This is a genomic window from Microcystis sp. M179S2, from assembly GCF_020245805.1.
GTDB classification, from domain to species: Bacteria; Cyanobacteriota; Cyanobacteriia; order Cyanobacteriales; family Microcystaceae; genus Microcystis; species Microcystis aeruginosa.
Window position 1 is genome coordinate 1 of the sequence record NZ_JADBUE010000385.1, and the last position, 24,400, is coordinate 24,400.

At 40.5% G+C, this 24,400-nt stretch carries 18 protein-coding genes and 1 pseudogene; 10 read left to right on the top strand and 9 right to left on the bottom strand.

All coding sequences use genetic code 11. From position 1 onward, the window contains the following. From IM500_RS23925 to IM500_RS23945, 5 genes are all read left to right on the top strand, one after another. Positions 1-204: hypothetical protein (locus IM500_RS23925; protein ID WP_271988546.1), on the top strand; the 204-nt coding region annotated here is incomplete at its 5' end. Positions 205-279: 75 nt separating this feature from the next. Next, entirely contained in the window at positions 280-1,905 is a 1,626-nt protein-coding gene (gene guaA, locus IM500_RS23930) for a glutamine-hydrolyzing GMP synthase (protein WP_190719647.1), read from the top strand. Positions 1,906-1,993: 88 nt separating this feature from the next. Continuing rightward, positions 1,994-3,235 (top strand): DUF262 domain-containing protein, encoded by a 1,242-nt coding sequence (locus IM500_RS23935; RefSeq protein ID WP_287739655.1) that lies wholly within the window; start codon positions 1,994-1,996, stop codon positions 3,233-3,235. Between the two features lie 14 nt (positions 3,236-3,249). Beyond that, a complete protein-coding gene (locus IM500_RS23940) occupies positions 3,250-3,888 on the top strand; it encodes a HEPN domain-containing protein (protein WP_287739656.1) in 639 nt (212 codons plus the stop codon). A 194-nt stretch (positions 3,889-4,082) separates the two neighbouring features. Continuing rightward, entirely contained in the window at positions 4,083-5,351 is a 1,269-nt protein-coding gene (locus tag IM500_RS23945) for a DNA cytosine methyltransferase (RefSeq protein ID WP_190719641.1), read from the top strand. Positions 5,352-5,439: 88 nt separating this feature from the next. Here the strand turns inward: IM500_RS23945 and IM500_RS23950 are convergent, their stop codons facing one another. From IM500_RS23950 to sir, 7 genes are all read right to left on the bottom strand, one after another. Then, positions 5,440-7,059, bottom strand: coding sequence for a S8 family serine peptidase (locus tag IM500_RS23950; protein WP_190719639.1), 1,620 nt, complete (start codon positions 7,057-7,059; stop codon positions 5,440-5,442). 43 nt (positions 7,060-7,102) lie between these two features. Next, complete coding sequence (gene cax, locus IM500_RS23955) at positions 7,103-8,188, bottom strand: calcium/proton exchanger (RefSeq protein ID WP_287739657.1); 1,086 nt, start codon at positions 8,186-8,188, stop codon at positions 7,103-7,105. After that, positions 8,185-8,646, bottom strand: coding sequence for a cupredoxin domain-containing protein (locus tag IM500_RS23960; RefSeq protein ID WP_190719633.1), 462 nt, complete (start codon positions 8,644-8,646; stop codon positions 8,185-8,187). Before IM500_RS23960 ends, cax begins: the two co-directional genes overlap by 4 nt. A gap of 251 nt (positions 8,647-8,897) precedes the next feature. After that, positions 8,898-9,206 carry a DUF6679 family protein gene (locus tag IM500_RS23965; protein ID WP_002757875.1) on the bottom strand — a complete coding sequence of 103 codons (309 nt, stop codon included), beginning with the start codon at positions 9,204-9,206 and terminating at the stop codon, positions 8,898-8,900. Between the two features lie 875 nt (positions 9,207-10,081). Then, positions 10,082-11,161, bottom strand: a complete 1,080-nt coding sequence (locus tag IM500_RS23970; RefSeq protein ID WP_287739658.1) for an MAE_28990/MAE_18760 family HEPN-like nuclease — start codon at positions 11,159-11,161, stop codon at positions 10,082-10,084. Between the two features lie 2 nt (positions 11,162-11,163). After that, positions 11,164-12,423: a GmrSD restriction endonuclease domain-containing protein gene (locus IM500_RS23975; protein WP_353737936.1), complete on the bottom strand. Its 1,260-nt coding sequence runs from the start codon at positions 12,421-12,423 to the stop codon at positions 11,164-11,166. A gap of 129 nt (positions 12,424-12,552) precedes the next feature. Further along, a complete protein-coding gene (gene sir, locus IM500_RS23980) occupies positions 12,553-14,490 on the bottom strand; it encodes a sulfite reductase, ferredoxin dependent (protein ID WP_287739660.1) in 1,938 nt (645 codons plus the stop codon). Between the two features lie 196 nt (positions 14,491-14,686). On the opposite strand from sir, the gene IM500_RS23985 reads away from it, so the two are divergent. Next, complete coding sequence (locus IM500_RS23985; protein WP_287739661.1) at positions 14,687-17,086, top strand: ATP-binding cassette domain-containing protein; 2,400 nt, start codon at positions 14,687-14,689, stop codon at positions 17,084-17,086. Between the two features lie 36 nt (positions 17,087-17,122). On the opposite strand, the gene msrA is transcribed toward IM500_RS23985, so the two are convergent. Next, a complete protein-coding gene (gene msrA / locus IM500_RS23990; protein ID WP_287739662.1) occupies positions 17,123-17,785 on the bottom strand; it encodes a peptide-methionine (S)-S-oxide reductase MsrA in 663 nt (220 codons plus the stop codon). Positions 17,786-18,056: 271 nt separating this feature from the next. Between msrA and IM500_RS23995 the strand changes: the two genes are divergently transcribed. Together IM500_RS23995 and IM500_RS24000 are read left to right on the top strand one after the other, a co-directional pair. Beyond that, on the top strand, positions 18,057-18,227 hold the full coding sequence (locus IM500_RS23995) for a hypothetical protein (RefSeq protein ID WP_186814288.1): 171 nt from the start codon (positions 18,057-18,059) through the stop codon (positions 18,225-18,227). A gap of 354 nt (positions 18,228-18,581) precedes the next feature. Beyond that, a complete protein-coding gene (locus tag IM500_RS24000; RefSeq protein ID WP_287739663.1) occupies positions 18,582-21,851 on the top strand; it encodes a Calx-beta domain-containing protein in 3,270 nt (1,089 codons plus the stop codon). A 178-nt stretch (positions 21,852-22,029) separates the two neighbouring features. Here the strand turns inward: IM500_RS24000 and IM500_RS24005 are convergent. After that, positions 22,030-22,143: pseudogene (locus IM500_RS24005) on the bottom strand (zinc ribbon domain-containing protein); the annotation flags it as partial. 223 nt (positions 22,144-22,366) lie between these two features. Here IM500_RS24005 and IM500_RS24010 point away from each other — a divergent pair. Further along, on the top strand, positions 22,367-22,630 hold the full coding sequence (locus IM500_RS24010; RefSeq protein ID WP_148204734.1) for a protein NO VEIN domain-containing protein: 264 nt from the start codon (positions 22,367-22,369) through the stop codon (positions 22,628-22,630). Beyond that, the gene (locus tag IM500_RS24015) at positions 22,627-24,288 is read left to right on the top strand and encodes an ATP-dependent nuclease (protein WP_287739664.1); all 1,662 of its coding nucleotides are present in this window, start codon (positions 22,627-22,629) and stop codon (positions 24,286-24,288) included. The genes IM500_RS24010 and IM500_RS24015 overlap by 4 nt, the downstream gene beginning before the upstream one ends. Positions 24,289-24,400 lie beyond the last annotated feature (112 nt).

A 24,400-nucleotide genomic window follows, 5' to 3' on the forward strand; every position in this document is an offset into this window, starting at 1 on the left:
ACCGATAGGTTATTGCCCGAATGCTTCGCCCCTACAGGACGCGGGCCGATGAAGACGCAAGGTTTTGAACGACGATTCTCTCAAAATCTTGCACCTGTTTCGCTCGTAAAGCCCCAAAACCCTTACTTTGCCTACATTTCACATTTATTCAGCAAGCCCTATTTAGTCTTAAAAAATGAAACTAATAAGGCGATACTATTGTAGCTTATTTCCAGAACAATAGCCGATTTAGTTCACAAATCTTTAACCTTTTCCTGCCAGTTTCTTTTTTTGATCGCAGTGACAACTCAAACCCCCCTTCCCACCCCCCAAGAGACTTTGCCCTCAGAGTCCTTCACTAATAGCCTTAATCGTCAAATAATCATCATTCTTGACTTTGGCTCCCAGTATTCTGAATTAATCGCCCGCAGAATCAGGGAAACGAACGTTTACTCCGAAGTTCTCTCCTATCGTACCAGTGCTGAACAATTGGCCCAAATCAACCCGAAAGGAATAATTCTTTCGGGCGGTCCCAATTCCGTCTATGATCCTGGAGCGCCCCACTGTGATCCCGAAATTTGGAATTTAGGTGTACCCATCCTCGGAGTTTGCTACGGGATGCAATTGATGGTACAGCAGTTAGGGGGCAGGGTAGAACGGGCAAAACGGGCTGAATACGGCAAAGCATCCCTATTTATCAACGATCCTACCGATTTATTAACCAATGTCGAGGACGGTTCCACCGCTTGGATGAGTCACGGGGATTCCTGCGTGGAATTGCCCGCGGGTTTTGAAATTCTCGCTCATACCGATAATACCGATTGTGCGGCCATTGCCGATCACAAGAAAAAACTCTTTGGAGTGCAGTTTCACCCGGAAGTTGTCCATTCTGTGGGAGGAATCGCCTTAATTCGCAATTTCGTCTATCATATCTGCAAATGCGAACCCACTTGGACCACGGAAGCTTTTGTCGAGGAATCGATCCGAGAAATTAGGGCAAAAGTGGGCGATAAGCGAGTTTTATTGGCTTTATCCGGCGGTGTGGACTCCTCTACCTTAGCATTCCTCTTGCATCGAGCGATCGGTGATCAACTAACCTGTATGTTTATCGATCAGGGATTCATGCGTAAGGGTGAACCAGAACGATTAATGCAGATATTTAACGAGCAATTCCATATTAGAGTCGAGTATGTCAACGCTAGAGAGCGATTTTTAGCGCAAGTGGCCGGCGTCACGGATCCCGAGGAAAAGCGCCGTCGTATCGGCCATGAATTTATTCAGGTGTTTGAAGAAGAATCGAATCGTTTGGGACCCTTTGATTATCTGGCCCAAGGAACTTTATATCCCGATGTGATTGAATCGGCCGATAGTAATGTGGATCCCAAAACCGGGGAAAGAGTCGCGGTTAAAATTAAAAGTCATCATAACGTTGGTGGACTGCCGAAAAATCTCCGGTTTAAATTAGTCGAACCCCTGCGAAAATTATTTAAGGATGAGGTGAGAAAATTAGGCCGATCAATTGGTCTTCCGGAAGAAATTGTTCGTCGTCAACCTTTCCCCGGCCCCGGTTTAGCAATTCGCATTTTAGGGGAAGTCACCGCAGATAAATTAAATATTTTGCGCGATGCAGATTGGGTGGTGCGCGACGAGATTAATAAGCAGGGAATGTATCACGATTTCTGGCAAGCTTTCGCGGTTTTATTGCCTGTCCGCAGTGTGGGAGTGATGGGAGATCAACGCACCTACGCTTATCCCATTGTCCTACGTTTAGTCAGCAGTGAAGACGGAATGACTGCCGATTGGTCCCGGGTTCCCTATGATTTATTGGAGACAATTTCTAATCGCATTGTCAATGAAGTTAAGGGAGTTAACCGCGTGGTTTATGATATTACTTCTAAGCCCCCCGGAACTATAGAATGGGAGTAGTATTGAATTATTGATTGATTGTTAGTCCCGTCCAAATATTGGGGCGGGATTTTTGCAGAATAGACAATTGAGGAGATTAATTACTACCATGACACAGTTAGAGATTTTAGAAGAAATAGAAGCGGTGGATTTTGCGGAAGAAGAAGAAGATATTGCAGGAGAATCAGCAAACCAAAAAAAGCTACAACTCAAAGAAATCTCCGAGACTGTTGTTGCTGGAAGTGATTGGACTACCGCAACGATCCGCGATCAATTAATTCGAGAAAATATTCAACTCAATCCGCGCTTTCAAAGACGAGATGCTTGGAATATTACTCGTAAAAGTCGATTTATTGAATCCCTAATTCTAGGGTTTCCAGTCCCACTGATTGTCTTAGCTACTAATAATAAGGAAAAAGGGAAATTTATCGTTCTTGATGGCAAACAACGCCTACTAACAATTTTACAGTTTTATGGTGACAGTGCCACACCTAATAATAGTTTTACTTTAAAAGATTTAGAATTTCTAGATAATCTCAATGGCTGCCAATATCAGGATCTAGAAAATGACTTCAATTTAAATGATATCTCAGACCAACTGGATAATCAAACTATCCGCACGATTGTTATCCGTAATTGGAAAACGGAGAGTTTCCTCCATAAAATTTTTCTGCGTCTCAATGTGGAAAATACCCCTTTGTCTTCTCAAGAATTAAGACAAGCATTACACCCAGGGGGTTTTATTAATTTTTTAGATGATCGAGCGATCGAAAGTCAAGCATTAAAGAAAATATTTAAATCTTCCTATCCCGATTTCCGGATGCGCGACACTGATATACTATTGCGTTATGTAGCTTTTCATTATTATTTATCTGATTATCGCGGTGATGTTAAGATACTTCTAGATAAAACCTGTCAAAATTTCAATCAAGAATGGGAAAACCGCTCAGATGAAATTATCAATGTTGTTGATCAATTTGAAAAAGCTGTCCAAACAACAATTAATATTTTTGGAGAGAAAAACTTTTCTCGTCTCTGGTTATATAAAGAAGGAAAGTATCGAAGTCAGTTGAATCGAGCAATTTTAGATGTGATGGTTTTTTACTTTTGCGATGATCTAATTAGAGCAGCTGCCGAGAAAAACAAAGAACAGATAGAAAATGCTTTTAAAGAATTATTATCTAACCCTGACAATGAATTTAGGAACTCAGTAGAAAAAACTACTAAAAGTATTAGAGCAACTTACAATCGTTTTCATTTATGGGGTCAAGCTTTATCAAAAGTATTAGATATTAACTTCAATATTCCTCAGATGGAAGACAATCGTATTATTTTTAAGGGGTTAAGATAGTTAGTTTTTTTACTATGCCGAAATCTCTGAGATTTAGACAACTAACCAAAGAATTGAATCGACTAAAAAAACAATTCCTACCTCGTAAATTTAGCGAGATAAATGAATATTCTGAAAGACAATTAGCTTTAACTTTTGCCTATCGAGTTTTTGCTCATGCTGAGATTGAATCTTATCTTGAAGATCGAGTTTGGGATACAGTACAGACAGCAAAAAATATCTGGGATCATCAAGGTAAAGCTGGTCGAGTTTTGTTATGTGTAATCGCTTTTTCTGGTCAAGAAATGGAAGCTCCTCCCGACACCCTTACTCCTCTTAAAGGTAAGAAAAATCTGCCTGAAGATAAACTAAAAATAACTAAAAAAATTGACATAGCGATTAGATGTTTTAAATCAGTTATCGATCAAAATCATGGGATTAAGGAAACTAACCTATTAAAATTACTCTTACCAATCGGCATCGATAGTGATGACTTAGATAAAGTTTGGTTACTAAATATGGATACTTTTGGAGAAGAACGCGGTGAAATCGCTCATTCTTCGGCAATAAAAACGAAAAAAACGCCTAACCCTGCCGACGAATTAGAAAGAGTTAAACAAATTATTCAAGAATTAGAGAAAGTCGATCAATTGATTACTAAATTGCTCAAGTAATTGCACTCTTAATAAAACTTAAATTTTTAATTATATCAGAAATACAGTATAATAAAAAGCAGAACGTAGGTTGGGTTGAAGCATGAAACCCAACACCCGCATAGTTTACGCTACCGCTAACCCATCCTACCAATAATTGTGCCTCCCTACTTACAGTATAATGAAAGGCAGACAATAGAGAGCTAATCATCAAAGTGAAACATAGACCAATTGCGATCGATTTATTTGCCGGCTGCGGTGGGATGTCCCTTGGTCTAGAAGCGGCGGGATTTGATATTGCTGTAGCGGTGGAGTTTGATGCAGTCCATTCCTTGGTTCATCATTTTAACTTTCCCTATTGTCAAACTATTTGCCGGGATATAGCCAAAGTAACAAGTAGAGAAATATGGGAATTATTAAAACTAAAAGGCTATGCCACCGATGTTAGTTTAATTGCCGGCGGTCCCCCCTGCCAAGGTTTTTCATTGATTGGTAAACGACAAATAGATGATCCTAGAAATTCTCTTGTATTTGAATATCTGCGGATTGTAGCAGAAATTAAACCCAAGTATTTTATCTTTGAAAATGTCCCCGGCATGGCTACGGGTAAACACAAACAATTTTTAGAGGAGTTAATTTCTGAATTTGAAGCTATTGGCTATACAATTAATCAGCCAATTAAAATCCTTGATGCCAGTGAATATGGCGCACCACAAAAGCGCAGAAGATTAATCTTAATTGGTAGTCGAAAAGACGTGCCGATGGCTAAATATCCTTTGACAAAGACCGTCGATTTAAACTCAGCCAAAAAATCAGCTTTTACCAGCGTCTATGATGCGATTTCAGATTTAGAATTAATACCTGCCTTTATCGATACTGATTTAGGCATACCTGCATCAAAATTAGATTATAGTGGTAAGAGGAAAAAATATTCAGTGCAGCCAGGGGATATTTTTAAACTTTGCCATCAAAGAACAGTAGATACAAAAATCTATGGACATATAGGCTCAGTTCATACCCAAAGATCAATTGATAGATTTATCATAACCGAACCGGGTACAGTGGAACCAAAAAGTCGCTTTTTAAAGCTTTCTCCCACTGGTTTATGTAATACTCTCCGGGCCGGAACTAATAGTGACAAAGGGGCCTATACTGCTCCTAGACCCATTCACTATTCTATTCCTCGTTGTATTACTGTACGAGAAGCCGCCAGATTACATACATTCCCCGATTGGTTTCAGTTTCACCGCACAATATGGCATGGTTTTCGTGAGATTGGTAACGCGGTTATTCCGCTATTATCGAAAGAACTTGGCTCTTCTGTGATGGGAGCAATGAATATCAATACCGCTAATCTCAACCGAGTTATTTTAGAAAAAATGCCAGCCGAATTATTGCTGTATAATATGTCTCAGGCATCAAACTATTGGGGCATCCCCGACGATGTTATCCCGAAAAGAAAACGAGGTGTCTCTCAGAGATAGTACGATTAACTACCAATCGAACTTTAAAAAATCGCTCCCATCTTCCCACTCTCCTATACTTTTTAAACAGGATTTACTATCATTTTTATTATTCGGGAACCGTCCACCAAGCGAGAGCAAAAGCTTGTTCTTTCTCGTTAACTTGTTGACGATATTGAACCCGAATTTTATAGTTTCCAGAGATGGGGACAGGACAAAAAATATGTTCTAAACTATCACTATCACTCAGGGAAGCACAGGTGTATTTAGCATTATTATCCTCCTGGGCAGGTAAAAGATAAACATCTAAATTATTCAGGCCGCGATCCCGGAAACTTTCATCGAGATCATAGAGATTATTGCGGTTAGTATCGATTAGTTCTACTAAACGATCCCAAGCTAAAGTTATCGAGACAAAACTATTAGCTTTTAATGGCTTCTCTAGGGCATAATCTTGATAATCATTAGCGGTAACTGTACCGTAATCCCAACCAATGGCAGGAATAGATTCTGCGGCAGACCATTGACCATTACTAAACTGTTGGTAGGCGCGAAAAGTGTTAAGATGTCCCGTCCCCATCTGCATATCTAAAGGAATTTTCGGATCTTTATAAGCATCGGACTCTAACCAAGTTTTTTGGTCTTTAGTTAAGACCGTCCGTCTCATACCTAACCGTAACCCATCCCCCGTATCTTTAATTTTATCGGCAGCGTTAAGCATCACTGCCTTCATCACTTGATGATGACGAGAATCGACACTCCAATGGGGATTTTTTTGATTAATTTGTTGATCGCCGTATTCTTGTAAAAGTGCCACCGATGCCGTAATATGAGGGGCGGCGAAACTGGTGCCACTAACAGTATTTAATTTACCTTTGAGGTCATAAAGCTCTATTTTATTGCCGGGAGCAACTAAATTAATTGACCGCCGCGAACCATCATTAATTTCCCGTTTAATTAAACTGCGACCAATACCCACCGGCAAAGCACTAATATTAGCAAAATCAACTTTAGTAAATTTTCCTTCTCTTTTCGCTGTATAGGCGGTAGTAATGCCGTTAAAATGATCGGTGGGAATGGGAATTCCTCCCTTACCTTGATTACCAGCAATTACATAAAGAACATCATCAACTCGCGATGACCAATCAACACATTGAGTTAATAAAGCTTGACCATCTAATTTTGGTTCCTGTCTTTGATCTCTTTGCAAAGATTCCCCAAAACTAAAGTTAATGGCGCGCACATCACCGCTATTTTGTCGGGCAATATTTTGACTAGCCAGACATTCTTCCGGTTGTCCGCCCCGTCGCAAAGAACCCACCGCCCCCGAATATAATCTCGCTTTTGGGGCAACTCCGGGGATTTTTTTATCATCACTGACCATCACCGTTGCCACCATAGCGGCGTGATTATCGAGATAGGTGTTGGGTTTGGCAATTTGATCGCGAAAAAAAACACCGGCTAACTTATAGGGAGGTCGCCAAGCTGCCACTTTATCATAACCGAACTGAGCCGGTCGTCCGATTTCCACTTGACCGATGGCAATTTTTCGCCCTAATAAATTATAGGGTTCCGCCCGCAGGCGATCGGCATAAATTCCCTGTTCACCGATGGAATTAGAAAGAACTAGGGAAGGAAGCAGAATTATCGTTACTACTAACCCGACGACAAACCAAAACCCTCTTTTCATCATCAGCAATCCTGCGGCGGTAAGGTGATACCGATCCATTCTAAGACAGAAATATCAGAAAATACCTAAATCTCTTTTTTGGCTAGGCGGGATGGTAATAAAAAGCTACTGCCAAGATTAAATAGGTGGCTAGTAATAGGGTTCCATCTAACCAATTGGAACGACCAGTAAAGCTGATTAAATTAGTAACAATCACCGCTACAATTAAAGCCACCACGTTAAAGGGATTAAAATTTAAATCCATCGGTTGCTGCCAAAATTGACCGATAAAAACTAATAAAGGTGCCACGAATAAAGCCACCAATAAACTATCACCCATAGCCACGGAAACCGTTAAATCCATCTGATTTTTTAGGGCTAATTGAGTGACGGTAACTATTCCAGAAACATCGCTAATTAAAGGGATGAAAATCACCCCGATAAAGAGAGGAGTGAGATGAAATCCTTCCATCACCGATTCCACTACATCAACAAATAAATCCGACTCATAAGCTACAGCTACGGTGGAAGTAAGCAGCACAAGTAACCAAATCCAGACTTGAGCTTTTTCTTCCTCACTAACCTGATTGTCGGGGGTATTTTCATTACTTAATCCCACTTCGTAGAGATAGCTATGGGTTTTGAGGGAAAATAATAAAGTTAACCCGTAAACTATTAATAAAACCGTGGCGGTGACTAGGGAAAGACTGAGAATATCGGCAACTTCCACCACGTTAGAAGTATATATTACCAAAGTTGGTAAAGCGATCGCTATTACTGCTAAAGTCATGGAAGAACCATTTACCCGCGCTAAAATCGGTTTAAATTCCTGCTCTTTGTAGCGAATTCCTCCCGTGAGCATTCCCATGCCCATAAATAATAATAAATCGCTGAGAATACTACCGGTAATACTGGCTTGTACGATGTCCACCAAGCCTTTTTTTAGGGCAATTAAGGCAATAACTAAAGTGGTAGTATTGCCGAAGATAGCATTAACTAATCCTCCCAAAGTTGGCCCGGTGACTACGGCAACTCTTTCCACAGACGTACTTAACCAAATTGACAGGGGAATGATCGATAAAGCGGCAGTGATAAAAATAGCTTGATCTCCCCAATTAAGACGACTAGCGACCACCGATAGGGGAATAAATAATAGGAAAGCAAAGGAGACAATTTTTCTTAAATTCATGGGTTATTAATGGCGATTTCTCCCACCATTCCCGCTTCGGCATGACCCGGAATAGTACAGATTAATTTATACTTACCAGTTTTGAGAGGAACTATTACCCATTCTGCCTGTGCATTAGGTTTTAATTCTAGTTCGTGAATTGCCCCTTTAATCTCCACTTTTCCCGCTTCAACTTTCTGCGTCCAACTAGCATCAGCGAAGTCTTTAGCGGTAAAATAATGTTTAGTGGGACTGGGATTATCGAGGATTAATTTGTATTTTTGTCCGGCAATAAAGTCTAATTGACTAGGAAAGAATTTTAATTCTCCTTGGCCGGAGCCTAGACTAATTTTAACTTCTAGAGGGGCGGAGCCGGCGAAGGCTGGAAAAGTCACTAACCAACAACTAATTAAAACTATTACTACTGCCACAAATTTTTGATAGATATACTTGGCAGCGAAGTAGGGATTAGAATTCATTTTGCTCCTCCAGCTTATAATAGAGAAAATCTGGCGGCTTTTAAGTAGCTAGACACAATCAATTACACATATCTAACTACTTCTTGCCTTTTGCCTATCCTAACCAAGAAATTAATTTTGCACGACTACTTAGGATAATTTGACAACAAGTGGTGATTCTTACCGACTCTTTTCCCTTCCATTCCCTAAAAGTCCCTTGGCTATGGTTAAAACCGCGGGACTTCTAGCCACTGTCAGTTAAATCGACAAAACTAATCTAAGCTATCGGGAGAATGGGGATAAAGTTGTTCTGCTTCCGGACAATCTTCCGAGACATTAATATCAGGATTCGTCCGCGACACCGAGGCCAGTTTTCTGCTCACCGCACCAATACTTTCTAAACGCACCATTTCTTCCCAAGAACTAATTTCGTCTTCTTCCTCTGTTTCGTAGCGAATGGTGACGAGATCGCTTTCTAGATCGACAATACGAGCATTATCAATCCATCTTTGCTGATCGCGCAAGAAAATGCAGACTTCCTGACCATCCATACAGAATTGATAAATCTTGCGGTGTAACATAAATTGCTCCTAAACAGCTTCTTTTGTTGAATTCAACTAACGGGAAGTGACAAAATGCCAATCTCAGCAATAGCTCAAAAATTCCCGTGGATAACACAAAAGGGAGAAAGATTCCGCTAGTAGTGGCAAGAATGGGTAAGAAAAGTCAGGTTTCCGGTTTGGGGCTACGTTCTTCAAAGACATCGATTCGATTAATAGACGGCCTCGGCGATCACTAAAAAATCGCCCTTATAGAGTCATTGTGACATAAATTTTCACTTCCTAACAGTATTCCTGGATGGAATCGGCAATAAGGTTTAGGGATGAGGTTATCCCATTTTTCTTTATTCATGGCAGGCATTCTACACCCCTCTCGCGCCCCTCCAACCCCCCACATCGGGGTGGCAGGGGGGGTTGGGGGTGAGGGCAATTAACCATATCTGCCATTACTTTTGAAAAATGCTATCAGTACCGTCCCCTTTCCAACCCCGAAAAATAGCTATAGACGCTCTGTCATCTTGGCAAGTCATGGGACATCGCTCGCCACTTGATTCCGTTGGCCGATAAATAAAAAATGGCTGTGAGCTTATAGCTACTTCAGGGTAAGCGCATCTTAAGGATCCTTGACAAAATGAACTTTATGTGAGTTGCTTACCCACGATTCAGGCATATTTGAGGAGAATTTGCCATCTCAATTGTTAAGCAAAAATCGACCAAATCGGTCGAGTTCGTAACTATTCTGATTGACTGGTATCACTTGAAATGCCCACGCAGATCACAAAATTGGTCAATTGTCAATAGCGTTTGAGATGCGCTCACCTTGGGTTGGGGAGTGGGGAGACGATGCCAAATCCGGTTATACTTCATATTTACCAGAAACGCTATATTCATTTCAATCATTCCGAAATAACTAAATAAACTTCTAATCCTTTTTGACTTTCTTTGTCAAATTTTAAGCCTATTTCAGAATCTTTTATCTCTCTTATTGGAATTCTTCGGCGAGGGGTATTTTTGCCATTTTTATTAATTTGAATACTTTCAATAATAGCATTTTGACATATTTTTTTATTTTCACTGACTAAAAAAACTTTTTTACCAACTTCTAGTCTTTTATTGGGTTCCTGTGGCTCATCTGATATTTTGATAGCGCAAGCTTGTTGCTGTTGATACCAATTGACAACTTTACCGATCTTTTGAAGCTTTCCTATCTTTTTCTTCCTATCAACAAAGCAATAAAGAACTAATTCACTCATAGCTTGACATATAGCTTCGACAAAATCACATAATTGTAGTAACTCATTGGCATTAAGAACGGTATCTATTTCTTTACCATGAGCAGAATTATTACGAAGTTCTATAAAATTCTTTAATTCATTTTCCACACTACCCCTACTATTATTGTCAATAAAATTCTTAACTTTTTTATGATTTTCTATCCATTGCCAAGAATCAGTTGCAGATATGCCAGCATCGACTAAAAGTCTGGTTAATTGATCTTTTCTCAGATTAGCTTCATGTAACAAAAAAGCAGCTGATGTGAGATTATATTTAGTTGTATTTTTGTATTCAGTATCAAATAAATTTTTGATAATGTCCCTCTCTGAAAGAGAATCGAAGCGATTTCTTTTATTTTCATTGCCCAGTAATGTAGCACAACCAGTCTGATGCTTATTTCTTACAGATTCAGGTAAATCTTGATAGCAACTATATAATTGAGGCAGCAAAATAGTCCAATCTCCCACTAGATTTTCGACAAAATTTTCGTAAAGAGCATATAACCTTGTGATAGATGAACAATGATCGTTAACTAGCCACTTTCTTGTTAGAGGAGCGTTTGCTTGAAGATATTTTAAGTCTTCTGTGTTGAGTTGTGAAGGATTATCCGCAATAATTTCTCTAAGTTTTTCACTGATATTAATTATTGATTGAATGGTATTTATCTCATCCTTTAGGTTATTTAAAAGTCCTTCAAACATTCTCAAATACTCTGCTTAAGAACTCGTTGAATCAGAGAATCAAAAATTTGAATACGAGCTTTAAAATCATCTTTGGTATCCCCTTCTCCGGTGAAAAGTCCTTTTTTTAATTTTTTATCTTGATGAGTAATTCCCTGGGAATCTTGAGTAAATAAGCTGATAGTTTCTTGAACTATTGCTGATTTTCTAGTAATTAATTCTTGATAATCAGATAAATGGTTGCTGAAACTGATCATCACTGCATCATAGTAAACTTTATAAGCTTTCGATTTATGTGTTTTGGTTTTACTATCGAAAGGCTTAAATAACTGAACCTGATAAATGTTAGATACTAACTCTATAGTTTGGTTAAATACTTGCTCGAACTCTTGGATATTCTCGTCGGAAAAATTAAGACTTTTTTTCATCATATAATTATCCAGATATTTAGATAAATTACCAGTATATTGCTCAATATCCCTCAAGGCAAAAAAACGGAGGATTAATTCTACATCTTCCATCTTTTTATAAAATCCACTTTCTTTAAGTTCTTCTTTATCATTAATAGGAATATCCCAAGCTTTAGCAAAAATAGTATTCTCAGAAAGCTTTAATAAAAGTTCATTGAATTTCCCAGAGTAAAGACAGTTTCTTATTTCTTGGCGACTCAAAGATACACCTCCTGTATTGAGGCGTTCAAAAACCAGTTGTTTTAAAGATAAAGCTTCCTCTGGGTCCGATAGAGACTCGGTAATAACAACTATAGTTGAAATGGCTCGTCGATTGATACCATCTTTGATTTTTGCAGGAAGACTTTTATAGGTTCTTCCTTCTAATTCAGGCCAGATCTCTAACCCTGTTAATTTTAATTTGTTATTATAAAAATTCTCAATTGCTGTGATTCTTTGTTGACCATCCATTACTTCATAGGAGTTATAGGAAGTTTCATAGAGAATCAGAGGAGGTACGGGAATATTCATCAAAAAAGATTCAATTAGTCTCGATTGTTTTTGTGCGTCCCAGCGATCCCGTCTCTGATAGAAAGGACGCTTTTCCATATAGTTAGGTTTATTTAAAGACTCAGCAAAACTAGGCAACTTTTCTCGATTCATTTCTAATAATAATCTTCGTTCACCTTGTTCATATTTTTCATTAATTTCATTATCTGATAATTTTTTAACATCCTCTCCGGAACGCTTTTGCCAAGGATTTGTTTTAGTTCGTGAGATTGTCATAATTTCCCACCAGAGGGGTACAAATTGATATGACCGGACTTCCCTCATTCATTTTTAAGCATAGACTGAGGATATATACGAGAATTAAGAGTTATTGGTAATCTTCCCAGATAACTCTCAAAAGTTAATTCTCTTCAATTGGCAACTGGTCACTGATAACTGGTCACTGATAACTGATTAGGATTTTTGGCTAAAATAGGCCTCTAGTGCCTCATTGATGATTTGATTCATCGGCCGTTTTTCCGTTTCCGAAGCTTCCTTGAGACGGACAAACATATCATCGGGGACGCTGACACGGTTTTGATTTTTACGCACGCGTTTGGGTTTTGATTCAGTAGTAGTAGTTTCGGTCATTTTAGGTGTGTAGGTGGCTGAAAATGCTTGTAAAGCAGGGAAATTGACTCGATGACAGAATTCTCCGAAGGTCTCGTTATTTTGTTGATCCTGTTGGAAGTAAACGAAAATCGGTTCTAAGACCTTTTCTAGATCATCGATCGCCATTTTATCCAAATAGGGGCGCGCTAGTCGAGTTTGATCGGCTGTTCCTCCTAACCAGAGTTGGTAGGAGTTGGGAGCGCTACCCACAAATCCTAATTCTGCCATATAGGGACGCGCGCAGCCATTGGGACATCCTGTCATGCGGATGACAAATTGCTCTTGGGATAATCCTAAGCGATTAAGCAGGGCGCGAATGCGTTCAATCACGCTGGGTAAAATTCTTTCTGACTCAGTAATCGCTAATCCACAGGTGGGCCAAGCGGGACAGGCCATGGCATAACGGGTTAAAGGGTCAATTTCGGCGGGATTGGTGATAATTCCGTGTTCTTTCAGGATCGCCTCGATCGCTTGTTGATCCTGGGGTTCGATTTCGTAGAGAATGATATTATGGTTAGCCGTCAAGCGCATGGGCAACTGAAAACGCTCGATAATCACTTTTAAGGCGGTTTTTAGCTGAAAACTGCCTTCATTTTTGACCCGGCCATTCTCCACAGAAAGACCAAAAAATAATTTTCCGTCTCCCTGTTCATTCCATCCCAAAAAGTCTTGATATTTCCAATCGGGGAGGGGTTGGTAGGGGGCAATTTTTTGGCCGAAATAACCCTCAACAGTGCTGCGGAATTTTTCTACTCCCCATTCTTCGAGGATATATTTTATTCTGGCATGACGACGATCGCCGCGATCGCCGTAATCCCTTTGGGTTGCCACGATCGCTTTTACCAGATCATATACCTCCTCTTTGCTCACATAACCGATCGGATCGGCCATTCTGGGGAAAGTTTCTTCCTTATTGTGGGTTCTTCCCAGTCCACCCCCCGCAAGGACGTTAAAACCCTGTAATTGACCGTTTGCGTCGGTAATCACCACCAAACCGAGGTCATTGGTGTAGATATCGATGGAGTTGTCTCCCGGCACGGTGACACCGATCTTGAACTTACGGGGCATATAATGTTGACCGTAGATCGGTTCGATCGGATCGTTTTTGTTAATCCCATTTGTATCTTTTTGTCTCGCGGTCTTGACTTCCGGCGCTTCTTCTGCACTGATAACTTTTTCGCCATCGAGCCAAATTTCGTAGTAGGCTCCAGTTTGGGGAGTGAGCAAATCGGCGATATTATTGGCATATTCCCAAGCATAGCCGTATTCGGGGCGATTTTTGTAGGGGGCTGGCGGTGCGGTGACATTGCGGTTAACATCACCACAGGCCGCTAAAGTGGATCCCATACTGCGGATAATTTCCCCGAGGGTAGCTTTGAGATTTTTCTTTAAAATGCCGTGTAATTGGAAGCCTTGGCGGGTTGTCACCCGTAAAGTGCCGTTACCGTAGCGATCGGACAAACTATCGAGGGTAAGATATAGTTGCGCGGGAATAAAACCCCCCGGACTGCGGGTACGCAACATCATTTGATAGTCTTTTTCTTGACCTTTGGCTCTATTGTCGCGATTATCCTGTTGATAGGAACCGTGAAACTTGAGGATCTGCACCGCCGCATCGGTAAAATGGGTTGTATCTTCGAGGAGTTCACTGGCCAAAGGTTCTCGTAGATAATTACTGCGTTCTTTGATACCTTCGACTTTAGAAACCTTGGCGGTAGGAGAAATAGGAGTTGTAACCATCGTCTAACAGCACGATAACCTGTGGATAGGTCTTAGGAATAGGAATTTAGACAAGCTCGATCGATCCTAAGAAGTTTTACTAACATGATCTCTAGAGTTCGTTCCAGACTCTGAGGTTAACAGTAGCGATCGAGACATCAATTCTATCTTAGCTTCTTACTGTCCCCCGCGAACGCCATCTACCGATCGACTTTTTATGACCAATTCTCCCAACATTAAAACGGTTATTAGTCAAGAACCCTACATTATTCTTAACAATCAGGGAGAATTTCTCCCTTCTATTAATCTGAGTCGTCCTAATTATAAATTGGGGCGGGATGGTCAACAGGTGGATTTAGTTGTTCCCCAACACTGGACGGTGGTGAGTCGAGTACAAGCTTGTTTTCGTCGTCAGGGAGATGATTACTACATCTACGATGGAGACGGGACTAATCCTAGTTCCAATCAACTTTTTATCAACAATCGCGTGATTACTCCCAAAGAGGGCTATCTTTTACGAAATGGGGATGAGATTAATATCGGTCAAGATGTCAAAAATTCGGTCAAGATCACCTATTATCATCCTAACCAACCAGTAAAAAGCCCACCTTTAGCTTTTAAATCGGTTTCCCTAGGCAATCGCAGTGTAGTTTTAGGACGAGATAATGCTGCCACTGTGGTTTTAGACGCGCCGACAATTTCCCGACAACACGCGATTATCGATAGCGATAACCAGAATCGTTATATTCTCTACGACAAAAGCACCAATGGAGTCTTTATCGACGGAGAAAAAGTATCGGGTAGTGCCATTTTAACTAACGGTTGTACGGTGAGAATCGGCCCCTATAGTTTTCGGTTGCAGGGAGATGACTTAGTTTTATTAGATACGGGGGATAATATCCGTCTGGATGCCGAAGATATCGTCAGGATGGTGCGGGATAAAAAGAAACAACCTTTGATAATTCTCAATCATATCTCCTTACCGATCGAACCGAGTCAATTAGTGGCGATTGTTGGGGGAAGTGGTGCGGGAAAATCGACTTTATTAAAGACTTTATTGGGAATTGAACCCACCACCTCGGGAACTGTTTATCTGAATGGGGAAGAGCTGCGCCAGAATTTTAATATCTATCGCACCCAAATCGGTTATGTTCCCCAATACGATATCGTCCACAGGGATTTAACCGTGGGAGAAGTGTTATATTATGCCTCTAAATTAAGGCTACCTCCGGATATTAATTGCCAAGAAGTGATCGAGAAAACCCTGGAGCAGGTGGAATTGTTAGCAAGAAGAAATACTTTAGTCAGAGACTTAAGCGGTGGTCAATTAAAAAGGGTGAGTATTGCGGTAGAATTATTAGCTAATCCCAAATTATTCTTTTTAGATGAACCCACCTCGGGATTAGACCCCGGTTTAGATAAAAAGATGATGGAATTGCTGGCAAAATTGGCCAAAGAAGGCAGAACAATTCTCCTAGTCACCCATGCTACTAATAATATCAATCTCTGCGATCAATTAGTTTTTCTTGGTCAAGGGGGCAATTTATGTTATTTTGGTTCTCCGGGGGAGGCCTTAAATTTTTTCTCTTTACCTCAGGGGGATTTTGCCGATATTTATATTCATCTAGAAACTAGGGAAAAAGTTGAGCAAGAATGTCAACGTTTCCAACAATCCGACTACTACAAAAATAATATTGAAGCAAGAATTGGTAAAATATTTCAGCAAAATCATAGTAAACCGCAACAGGTTCAACAATCTTTTTGGCAACAACTACAGGTCTTATGTCAACGCTATAGCCAGTTAATTATCCGTGATCAATTTAGTTTAATTTTATACCTATTAACCGCCCCGATCGGAATTTTATTAATGGCCGTGGTTTCAGGGGGCAAAAATCCTTTATTTTTGGGAGATAATCCCAGGTTTGAAGATGCTATCCAATCGGCACCTTTAGCCTTAAAAACTCTCTTTGTTTTTACCTGCGCGCAATTGTGGGTAGGTTTTGCCTGTTCCCTACAGGAAATTGTCAAAGAATCAGCTATTTATCAGCGAGAAAGATTAGTTAATCTGGGATTATTACCCTATTTATTCTCAAAAATTATGGTTTTAGCAGCCTTAGCTTTTCTGCAAACAATTGTAATTACCTGCGTGATATTTTGGGGATTTACTGACCCGCAACCGGAATTAATGACCTGGTTAATTGGCTGTTTTATCACCACATTTTTAACTATATTTGCGGCAATTAATCTCGGTTTATTAATTTCTGCTGGCGTTAGTAATATCACTCAAGCAAATAGTGCCTTACCTTTAATTTTAATTCCTCAGATTATCTTTGCCGGGGTATTATTTAGCTTAGAAGGTCTGGGAAAATATCTATCATGGTTGATGATTAGTCGCTGGTCAATTGCTGCCTATGGGGTATTAGTAGAGGTGGAAGCTATGATTGCAGAAGCGAAAGAACAAAATACTTTTAATTTCCCTTTACCCTTTGAGGATACCAATCAAGTTTATCAATTATCTATCAATAATTTGTTATTGAATTGGGGAGTATTAATTCTTCATTCCCTTATTTATTTTCTCCTTACCTCTTGGTTGCAAAAAAGAAAAGATATTTTGTGATCTGAATGATAACTGATAACTGAAGGCTAACCCTACTTAATTTAACTTCAGATCAAGAGCGATCGGACATTCCACTTTCGTTCCCCCTAAACCACAGTAACCGCCGGGGTTTTTCGCTAAATACTGCTGATGATAAACTTCAGCATAATAAAATTCAGGTGCGTCGAGAATTTCCGTGGTAATCTGACCGTAGTTCGCTTTATTGAGAGCTTCTTGGTAGATCGATCGGGATTTTTCCGCTAATTGCTTTTGCTGGGGACTATAGGTATAGATACCCGATCGATACTGAGTTCCCGTATCATTACCCTGACGCATTCCTTGGGTGGGATTATGACTTTCCCAGAAAACCTTTAACAGTTGTTCGTAGGAAATCACACTGGGATCATAGACCACTAAGACCACTTCATTATGCCCAGTCATGCCGCTACACACTTCCTGATAGGTGGGATTAGGGGTGATACCAGCCGCATAACCTACGGCCGTGGTGTAAACTCCTTCTAGTTGCCAAAATTTCCGCTCTGCTCCCCAAAAACAGCCTAAACCGAACATTGCGGTTTCCATACCGGTGGGAAAGGGGGGCTGCAAAGGATGACCGTTAACGTAGTGGCCGCTAGGTACGGGCATTTTTTCCGATCGCCCGGGTAGTGCTTCCCTTGCTGTGGGCAAAGTTAATTTTTTTCCGAATCCGAATAACACCATAATAAGAATTTGTCCAGAAAGTTTTACCTTACTTTACATTATCGCTTAATTTTGGCGATTTCAGTGATCGGTGATCAGAACTGAGGCTGCAGCTCAATTTTTGTCAATCTACTGAGTTGGGATTTTGAAAGGGAAACTCTCGGCTAAAACTGGGCGTTATTTCCGATTTTATCACTCAATCCCAACCCCGGAGCGCATTAGTTTTTCGGTGGGATGCTTACAGGCAGCTATCAGTACAATTGCATTAGTTTAGGCGTTGCTGAATCAAGGTATGAATGCAAACTTTGCATCAGATGCAAAAGTTAGTTTGGCTCTAGGTTTTAAAAATACCAGAAAAGAAGATTCATATCTCAAATCAGCAACGCCCAAATTGTTTTGGATGTCAGGCTATCATCAGATGAAATTAGTGATGGGTGTAGATGCTAAAACTGGTTCTAAGTAGGGAGGCACAATTATTTGTAGGATGGGTTAGCGGTAGCGTAACATGAGCGGGCGTTGGGTTTCATGCTTCAACCCAACCTACGTTCATTTTATATTTAATTCCAACCACCCACTTATATTAATTGTATATTTGATTTTACAGCTTAGGCAAATTCCTCAAATATATGGGGATACTTTACTTAATAAACTGCGCTATGTTAACTTAATTTGATCCCAAGAGGGAAATTTAATCTCTCTAAGCGAACGCCTGTTATCGTTGGCTTGTATGTAAAGTTTTATGGACAAATTCAACATTTCTGCTACAGCTAATTCAGTATTTTTGCTTATTGATTTGGCGCAAGCGAATGATTAAGATATGGTGTATGAAGCGTTCAAGACTTTTACCACTATGCCTCTTACACCATTGAATTTGTTGTGGTCTCAAAACCTATTAATGGTTCAAGACAATAAAGATAACTTTCTCTATGAAAATGCAAAAACTGCATTTTCACCACTCTGGTGGCCTAACTTCAGATCTCGCTTTAAAGATGTACTTTTCTCAGCCACTTGGACGACCAATACACCTTACACACCGATCGCAGGCAATTCACTTGGTGGCGTTAACTCCGTAGCCCCATATACTGCTGCCGTAAACGATACCGTTATTAGAACTCTTGATTCCACAGAAAAAGGGTTACTCATACACACATCACAAAATGGAACTGGCTCAGTGAATCCAAATCTCTGGGAACCAACAGATATAGCCAATACCAGTCCATCTGTTCCTATAAATAGCTTAACCCCTAGTGCCTACACCTTTGCAGAAGCCCTAGGAAACGCAAGTTTTGGCAACCTATCTCTAAGCTATTTTCTAGCAGAAGATACATTCCGGGGCATATCGGTAAACCTGGGCAGGATATCTCGCCGTCCCAGTTCATCTGCTAAAGTTACCTTGGTCTGGACGGGAACACCTAGCACTGCTGATACAGACGCCAACTTAGATGTTTATCTACAAGGAACGACCACAGGCACGATTTATACTGCGTTTAATGCCGGATCGTTTGGTGGGTCTAGCTTTGTCGGCACTGACGCTGTTGTTGGTGGCGCTGGCGTGGATTTGATCACTGGCGCTGGTGCTGTAGAGTACATAGAGCAAATTTATCTTCCATCGCGGAGTATTTCCCCCTGGGACACCAGTTTTAATGTTTTTGTTAATGGTACACTCGGCTCTGTTCCGGTTTTTACAGGTCAAGATTTCTCGATCTTTTTTACCTCCCGCCCGGTAGTTGGTCAAGGCCACGGCTGGGGTGATGTGCATCTTTCTACCTTTGATGGCAAACCCTATGATTTGCAAGCAGTTGGAACGTTCATTTATGTCAAGTCTCTAACTGATGATTTTCAAGTGCAAACCGTTCAAAAACCTTGGTATACAGGTGCTCAAGTTTCTGTCAATACAGCCTTTGCGATCAGACTAGACGGCAAAACTTTTGTTTATGATTCAGAGCTTGCCATTGGTCAAGAATTAAAAGTTAATGGAGCAACGTATAATCTAAGCAGTGGCGACAGTGCATTGTTTGGTAACACGAGAATCCAGCGCTCAGGGAATCAGTACACCTTCACCTATGCCGGACTAGACGGTAATTTCTCCACAGCCGAGGACAACGATGTCGTCATCGCCGCAGACAATGGGAGCTACGTTGATGTTTTTGTCAATCCATCTGATGATCGCGCTGGCTCACTACAAGGGCTCTTAGGTAATGGCGATGGTGATAGCAGTAATGATTTCGCTCTGCGTGATGGCACAGTCTTGGATCCTAATCCCTCTGTTCAAACAATACATACAACGTTTGCCGACAGTTGGCGAGTTACTCAGGGAGAATCTCTATTTCAAACAACCAAATTTTTGACTACATTGACCAAGTCCACAACTGTATCATCTATAGATATTTCACCGGATGGTGATAGCAGTAATGATTTCGCTCTGCGTGATGGCACAGTCTTGGATCCTAATCCCTCTGTTCAAACAATACATACAACGTTTGCCGACAGTTGGCGAGTTGGCAAGGGCGAATCTCTGTTTCAAACAACCACATTGTTGACTACATTGACCGAGTCCACAACTGTATCACCTATAGATATTTCACCGATAGATATTATAGAGCCTACACCTGATCCCGAGCCTATCCCTTTTCCCAAGGAGTTTATTTCCTTAGAAACTCTAGCGAAACAAGATGCCAACGCAGTCGCAGACGCTTTCAAAACAGCACGAGAATTTGGTATTGCTGAAGGCGCTTTTTTAAATGGGGCGGCTTTTGATTTTCTGGTGACGGGGGATAAAACCTTCTTGTTAGGAGCAAAGCAGGCAGCGAACTTGGCACTGCAAAGTGAATTTCAAAATGGAGACACAGCAACTCCACTTGGAAGCATCGAAGGCAGTAAATGGAACGATGTTAATGCCAATGGTATCTGGGAGGCAGATGAAAAAGCCCTAGCCGGTTGGACAATTTACATTGATAGTGTTGCCAATGGAACACTAGATCCTTGGGAACTTTCCACAGTTACTGACGCTAACGGCAAATACAGCTTTACTAACTTAGGACCGGGAGAATATGCCATCCGAGAAGTGAATCAAACAGGCTGGCTCCAAACCTCCCCTAGCACCCCCTACGCTTTGATCTTGAAAGTAGGCGAAAAATTGACTGATGTTAATTTTGGCAACTATCAATTACCCACGATTAATCTTAGTCCCAACAGTCAGACGATTGTTGAAGGTTTGACCACGCCTCAAAACGCCTCCTACACCGTCACTCTTTCCAACGCCAGCAGCCAAACCATCAGCGTTAACTATGCAACTTCTAACGGTACAGCAACTGCGGGATCGGATTACACCGCCACCATTGGAACTCTAACCTTTGCCCCTGGTGTTACTAGTCAAGTCCTCAACATTCCCATTCTCAATGATTCCCTTAATGAAGCAGATGAGACCTTTACTTTAGCTTTGTCTTCTCCTACTAATGCTGCTCTTGGTACGCAGACGGCAGCTACCACGACGATAACCGATACTCTCACGGCCGCTGTCACCACGACTTTAGCGGCAAACGTGGAAAATTTGACACTGACGGGAGCAGCCGCCATTAACGGTACTGGTAACGCAGGTAATAACGTTATTACTGGTAATAGTGGCAATAACATCCTCAATGGTGGTGCTGGTATTGATACCTTGACGGGGGGAACAGGAAACGATATCTTCCTCTTCCAATTTTCCCAATCTACTGTCGCTAACCCTGACCGGATCACTGATTTTGCGATCAACTCCGACAAAATTGATTTGCTCAGTGCCGCAGGAGGTGTGCTGCCTGCCCCCGCTGCCTTTAGTCGTGCTGCCAATTCTGCCGCTGCCACTTTAACCAATGTCGTGAATGCTGTTTTTACCGATGCCAATGGTGCCTTAGCTGGAAACCAAGCACTTGGTATTAATGGCGCGGCCCTGGTCCAAGTAACCACTGTTGGGATAGCCGGAACCTATATTATTGTCAATGATAATGTTGCTGGTTTCCAAAGTGCCAATGACTTACTGGTTAACGTTACAGGCATTACCGGCACATTACCCACTGGCAATATCCCTGTTTCCAACTTCTTTGTTTAGTGGATTCCTGATGGGGTGACAAGAATATTCTCAAGCCGGCGTGTTAGGGGTCGGGAATGGAGTCGCCTCCATCCCCCCCCCTTCAGAATCGTGCATGAGACTTTCACCTCACACGGCTCCTAGTTTGATTGTTAGGGATACAGCTTGTCTTAGGCACTTGGTTGACATACTCCCACCGTCAAGCTACGCTGTGACGGGGGATTCTTGACCTATCACTATCGGAAATTCCTTGTTCAACGAGACAGCTTAGATTCTCAATGTCTCCACTGAAAACCCAGAGGCCGGACTCTCCCCCCCCTTGCCCCCCCGACCCCCCCGATGTCGGGGGGGGCAGGGGGGGTGGGAGATGCGAGTAGGATGCCTGCCACGAATAAAGAAAAATGCTATCAGCCAATTACTTTGAGAGTTAAGCAGTAAGCGTTGGGGTTGTTGGGTTTCGCTTTTTCAATCGAATTATAGCACTTTTCACGTTAGTGAGGTGTCGACAAGTTTTGCAAACAAAGGGTTTAAGCTCCTTGCCCATACCTCATTCTGATGAAAACTGCTATAGATGTAATTGGGCTAACCTACTTCCCAATTGTGTTAGCATCAGAGATAAGTATAAAACAGCCGAACGATTAAAGCGGGACTATTGGCTCTATATGGTGTTTAACTGTGGGACAATGTCGGAAGTTTATGTCATTCGAGATGCGGTTACGCTAGGACGGCAACCTGTTACAAGCATTGAACATTATCAGCTTGGACTAGAGGCAATTCTCCAGCAGGATGAACGGGAATGAAGATCAGCAAAATTCAGATTAAAAATTTTAAGTCTTTTCAAGATGTTACCGTAGATTTAGAGCCTGATTTTAATGTCTTTACTGGGGTTAATAATTCAGGAAAAACCAATTTGCTAGAGGCGATCGCCCTTTGGCATGAGTGTTTTAATAAGCTAATTCGGCAAGCGGGCAAAGGATATAAAGAGTTATACAAAAAAGGTGATTATATTCTCGGTCATACAACAGAAAAATATTTTCCTTACGAAACTATTAAAACGGTTAGAACTTCAAATATTGACGATATTTTTTATCAACGTGATACAACTGCTCCTATTGAATTATCTATTACCTTAAACAAAGTAGATAGAAATTTATTAAACAAAGTAGATAGAAATTTAGAAATTGGTTTTTCTATCAAGACCTCTGGTTTAAATTATGTTATCGATCTTTTGAATTATAGCAAATATAACTTTAGAGAATTCAATGAGTTTTTTGAAAATTTTCCCAACCCTATTAGTGCATCTTTTGCCTCTCCTGTAGCCACCATCAGAACTGAGGAGAGATTTGTGACTCGTCCACAAATTATTGAATCTATTCAAAAAAGAGAGTCTTTTGAAGTTGTTCGTAATCGTTTATACAATCTTTATTATGATACAACTCGAAATGAAAATCTTTACGATAATTTTATTGGAGATTTATCGTATATTCTCTTTAACAACGAGAAAAGAATTGAGTTTTTCCCTAAAAGTGATATCAAAAAAGATATAAAATCAGTGATTGATTATAAAATTGAGTCACAAGACATTGAGAAAGATATTTCTCTATTGGGAAGTGGAACGTTACAAATTATTCTTATTTTATTGAATCTTTACGCGCCAGAAAAAACTAGAGACCTAAACTTAATTTTATTTGATGAGCCTGATAGTCATATTCATCGGGATATTCAAAAACGTTTAATTGATACGGTTCTTAGATTTTCGACAAATACTCAAATCTTTTTAACAACTCATAATGAGACTCTAATTCGTCAGGTTCCTCTGTATCAGCTTTTTCATATTGAAAACAGACCCAACTATTACTATACTTCTGTGGTTAAAGATGAACAGAGTTTAGATGTTGGCTATCGTTTTAAAGGAATTTATCCCTCTAGTCTAAATCCGATTATTAGTTCTTTGGGTAATAGTAATGGTTTGGACGTTATCAATGCTATTGAGGCAGATCATATTTTATTTGTGGAAGGTCAGGATGATGCAAAAGCAATTTATACATTGTTACAAAAAATGACTTTAGGGGTAAATACCAAAAAATATGTCTTTTGGGTGATAGGTGGAGTCTCTCAAATTTTTAAGGATTTACCTAGTTATAAGACAGTTTTTCAGCAAATTAAGAATCAAGAAACGCTTTGGAGTAAGGCTTTTCTCGTCTTTGATCGTGATTTTATTGAAGATGATCACCGTGATAAGCTTATTGAAGCACTGGGTAGTCATTTTAAAATTCTAACTTATATCACTCCGTCTTATACTTTTGAGTCAATTTTATTAATGGATTTGATCAAGTTATCTCATCTACTAAAAAAATGGCTAGAAGCCAAAAAAGATGATATTAATATTGATCGATCTGCTTTGGTACAATCCCTAGAGAATCATTATTTCTGGACTTCCCCCATACAGAAATACTAAAAAATTAACAAAACCCTTACTGCAGGTCGCTTCTCAGAAAAAATTGAAAAGAGGCTACTGGGTACATTTTTCCCTTGAAAATGGCTGTACCGTTGACTGTATCTGGAGTAGA